Origin of the sequence: Micromonospora sicca, from assembly GCF_003172935.1 — a bacterium.
In the GTDB taxonomy this organism is placed as follows: domain Bacteria; phylum Actinomycetota; class Actinomycetes; order Mycobacteriales; family Micromonosporaceae; genus Micromonospora; species Micromonospora sicca.
This window is the reverse complement of record NZ_QGKS01000147.1, coordinates 1-3,817: the sequence shown is the minus strand read 5'-3', so window position 1 is coordinate 3,817 and position 3,817 is coordinate 1. Positions and strand designations below refer to the sequence as shown.

The following is a 3,817-nucleotide window of genomic DNA, read 5'->3' as shown; positions in this document are numbered from 1 at the left end:
CGGGCCGGGTGCGCGGCCGGTCAGGCGCTCTCGCGGGCCACCAGCGTCGACGGGAACGCGGTGACCGGCGGCACCCGACGGCCGTCCAGCACCGCGGTGGCCGCCGCCGTGGCGATCCGCCGGACCGGGTGGGTGGCGGTGGTGAGGGCGGGCGTGCTGACCGCCGCGTACGGGATGTCGTCGAACCCGGCCACCGCCACGTCGCCGGGCACCCCGATCCCGCGCCCCCGCAGCGCGGAGATCACCCCGAGCGCGGTGGCGTCGCTGGCCGCGAAGATCGCGTCGGTGTCCGGCCACCGGGTGACGGCCTCCAGCGCCGCCCGGCCGCCTCGGGCGGCGCTGAAGTCGCCGGCCACCAGCCGCACCGGCAGGTCGGCCGCGCGCATCAGCGCCCGGTACGCGGTCACCGACCGCCCCGCGCAGGACAGCCAGCGGGGTCCGGTGACCATGGCGATCCGGCGGCGGCCCGAGTCGTACAGGTGGCGGAGCACCGCTCCGGCGCCCGCGGCGTTGTCCACGTCGAAGGAGGGCACGGCCGCCGAGCCGATGCCGATCGAGGCGACCCGGCCGCGCAGGCCGGTCGGCACGGCGGCCAGCACCGGTTCCGTGGTGTTGACCAGCACCACCCCGCAGACGCTCCGGTCCTCGCCGAGCCGGCGCAGGCCGGCGGGCGCGCGCAGGGACAGCCACTCCAGGGCGACCCCGACCCCGTGCGGCGCGCAGACCTGCGCGGCGGCGCCCACCACCCGGTCCACGTACGGGTCGTCGAGGACCGTGGCGTCGGCGCCGGACACGGCGACCACCAGCCGGACCCCGGCCCCGCGCACCAGGGCGCGGGCCGCCTGGTTCGGCACGTAGCCGAGCCGGTCGGCGGCGGCGGCGACCCGGTCCCGGGCGGCGGGCGAGGCGAACCCGGTGCCGGCGATCACCCGGGAGGCGGTCGACCGGGACACCCCGGCGGCCCGGGCGACGTCGTCGAGGGTGGCCGGGCGTGTCGTCGGCGTGCTCATGTCGTCCCTCCACCCGTCCGGGCCGTGCCCCCGCGCCCGGCCCACACCGGCATCATGCCGGTTCCGGGCGGTCGCCGGTAAGGGGTGGATCCGGCTTGTGGTGGTAGCGCTCTCAGGTGTGCGATCGTCGGCGGGGCAGTCCGTCAGGGGAGAGGAAGACAGCGCTGTGAGCAGCACCACCGACACACCGACCGCCGACCGGCAGGCGGTACCGCGGCCGGTCCTGGCCGCCCGTACCGGGGTGGCGGTCGTGTTCGCCCTCAACGGGCTGGCGGTGGCCACCTGGTTCTCCCGCGTCCCCGCGGCGAAGGAGTCCCTCGAACTGAGCGCCGGCCGGCTGGGCCTGCTGCTGCTCGCGATGTCGGTCGGCGCGCTGCTGGCGATGCCGACCGCCGGCCTGCTCACCCAGCGTCTCGGGCCGGCCCGGACGGTCGTCACGTCGACCCTCCTGGTCGCCGCCGGCATGACGGTGGTCGGGCTCTCCGCCGGGCTCGCCGGCTCGCTGTCCGGCGTCGCCGTCGGGCTGTTCGCCTTCGGCTACGGCTCCGGCGCCTGCGATGTGGCGATGAACATCGAGGGCGCGGCCGTGGAGAAGCGGCTGGGCCGGACCATCCTGCCCCGGTTCCACGCCGCATGGAGCCTCGGCTCGGTGGCCGGCGCGGGCATCGGCGCCGGGGCGGCCCGGGTGGGCGTACCGGTGGGGGTGCACCTGACCGTGCTGGCGATGGTGGTGCTGGTCGGCACGCTGCTCGGCGCCCGGTCCTTCCTGCCGGCCGCCGCGGAGGCCGACGGCCCGGCCCAGCCGGCGGCCCGGCGGCGGGCGCTGCTGGCCGCCTGGCGGGAGCCGCGGACCCTGCTCGTCGGCCTGCTGGTGCTGGTGATGGCGTTCACCGAGGGCAGCGCGAACGACTGGCTGGCGGTCGCCTTCGTCGACGGGTACGGGGTCAGCGAGGCGGTCGGCGCCGCCGTCTTCGGCGTCTTCGTGGTCGGCATGACGCTCGGCCGGACCGCCGGCACCGTGGCCATCGACCGCTGGGGACGGGTGCCGGTGCTGCTCGGCACCATCGGCCTCGCCACCGCCGGGGCCACCCTGGCGGTGCTGGCCGGCTCCGGCCCGCTGGCGGTCGCCGGCGTCGCCCTCTGGGGGCTCGGCGCCTCGCTCGGCTTCCCGGTCGGGATGAGCGCCGCCGCCGACGACGAGGACCGGGCGCCCGCCCGGGTCAGCGTGGTCGCGGTGATCGGCTACACCGCGTTCCTGGGCGGGCCGCCGCTGCTCGGCCTGCTCGGCGACCACGTCGGCACGCTGCGCGCCCTGCTCGTCGTGCCGATCCTGCTGCTGCCCACCCTCGCCCTGGTCCCGGTGCTGCGCCCACCGGCCCGCTGACCGGTCCGGGCTGGGACGCCGGATCGGCGATCTGGCGGTAACCACCCGGGCGGGATACCGCCATATCGCCGACCTGGGCCGAGTCACGGCGGACTCCCACCCGGCTCGCAGCCGGTTCTCAGGAACCGGTGCTCCACTGGAGGGACGCCGAGGAGAGGAGCCGGAGATGAGCTGGTTCAGCCGACGGCCCCGGGCCGTCGACCGGACGACCCCGACGAAGCTCGACCGCGAGGCGACCGGGGAGGACCTGGCCGCGCTGGAGGCGTTCGTGACCAGCCGGCAGGGCGTGGAGTTCTACCTGGAGCCGGAGACCACGGCGACCGACACCACGGTGGTCGCGATCGCCCACGACGGCGAGTGGATCCGCCGCCGGACCGGCTCGCCGCGCGCCGCCGGGAAGATCGCCCAGAAGCACGCCATCCCGCTGTACGAGGCGGCCCGCACCGGGTACCCGGAGCGGATGCGGGCCTGGAACCGGGCCCACCCGGAGCGCCGCGCCCGCTGACCGGCCGCCACCCGGGCGGATCAGCCGGCCAGCACTGCCTGCGCCCCGGCTCGGGTCACCCGCTGTGGCCGGAGAGGCGGCGGGGAGGTCGGCCGCGCGCGACAGGCCCTGGATCTCCCGGGCGGGCGCCGGGCTCCCCCCGCGTCGACGATCACACTTCCGCCGTCGTCGCCGATGACCGCCGCGCCGGGCCGCACGTTGCCCGGTCGGGATCGCCCGGGGAAGCCGGCACGGCCGGCGACATGTCGGAGCGTGACGGCGTCGATGGTGGCAATTCCGCACTGAGCGCTGGACGGCGGTCGAATGCCGACCGGGACACCAGCCCGTCCGCGCGGCCGCAGTGGTCCCGTCAGGGCGAACGGGTCGTCGGCGGACCGGACGGCCATGGGTGGGAAATGGTGCGGCCCAGATGTACGGCGGGGCCGGAAGTCCAACCCTCGCGCATGGACCGTGGTCATTGCGAGTGGTGGCGTCCGGTCGGCGGCGCAATTGACGTCCGTGCCCGCCGGTGGCGGTGCGGGCAGCCAGGTGCCCGCCGTTGACCCGCGGCGGGCCGGTGTGGCAGCATTCGCGGCCTGACGGCAGTGAAGGAAGCCGGTGCGATTCCGGCGCGGTCCCGCCACTGTCACCGGGGAGCGATCCCCCCTCGTGAGTCACGGCCGTGTGTCTGCGGTTGGAAGGCCGGGGGTGAGCGTCGATCCGGAAGCCAGGATACTTCGGCCGTCGGGAGTTGACCCCAGGGCGTGGACACCCGAGGAGGACCCGATGCACGGCTGCTCCGCCATCGACGATGATCGTCGCATCCGGCCGGCGCGCACCGACGCGCCGACGACCGATCACCCCGCACCGCGTTCCGGTCGCCCCCCCGTGCGCCCGGCCCTCCAACCGCAGACACACGGCCGTGACTCCCGAGGGGGG

The 3,817-nt window shown here is 76.5% G+C and carries 3 protein-coding genes and 1 riboswitch; of the genes, 2 read left to right on the top strand and 1 reads right to left on the bottom strand.

From position 1 onward, the window contains the following. Positions 1–20: 20 nt before the first annotated feature. A complete protein-coding gene (locus DKT69_RS07135) occupies positions 21–1,010 on the bottom strand; it encodes a LacI family DNA-binding transcriptional regulator (RefSeq protein ID WP_109800782.1) in 990 nt (329 codons plus the stop codon). A 166-nt stretch (positions 1,011–1,176) separates the two neighbouring features. On the opposite strand from DKT69_RS07135, the gene DKT69_RS07130 reads away from it, so the two are divergent. Both DKT69_RS07130 and DKT69_RS07125 read left to right on the top strand, forming a co-directional pair. Next, positions 1,177–2,394, top strand: a complete 1,218-nt coding sequence (locus DKT69_RS07130; RefSeq protein ID WP_109800781.1) for an MFS transporter — start codon at positions 1,177–1,179, stop codon at positions 2,392–2,394. 166 nt (positions 2,395–2,560) lie between these two features. Next, positions 2,561–2,899, top strand: coding sequence for a hypothetical protein (locus tag DKT69_RS07125; protein WP_109800780.1), 339 nt, complete (start codon positions 2,561–2,563; stop codon positions 2,897–2,899). Positions 2,900–3,461: 562 nt separating this feature from the next. Next, positions 3,462–3,638, top strand: a riboswitch (cobalamin riboswitch). Positions 3,639–3,817: the final 179 nt, after the last annotated feature.

What these genes read in the sequence shown, in the direction of transcription:
- DKT69_RS07135 (WP_109800782.1), bottom strand. Translation starts at nt 1,010, where the DNA reads ATGAGCACGCCGACGACACGCCCGGCCACCCTCGACGACGTCGCCCGG.
- DKT69_RS07125 (WP_109800780.1), top strand. Translation starts at nt 2,561, where the DNA reads ATGAGCTGGTTCAGCCGACGGCCCCGGGCCGTCGACCGGACGACCCCG.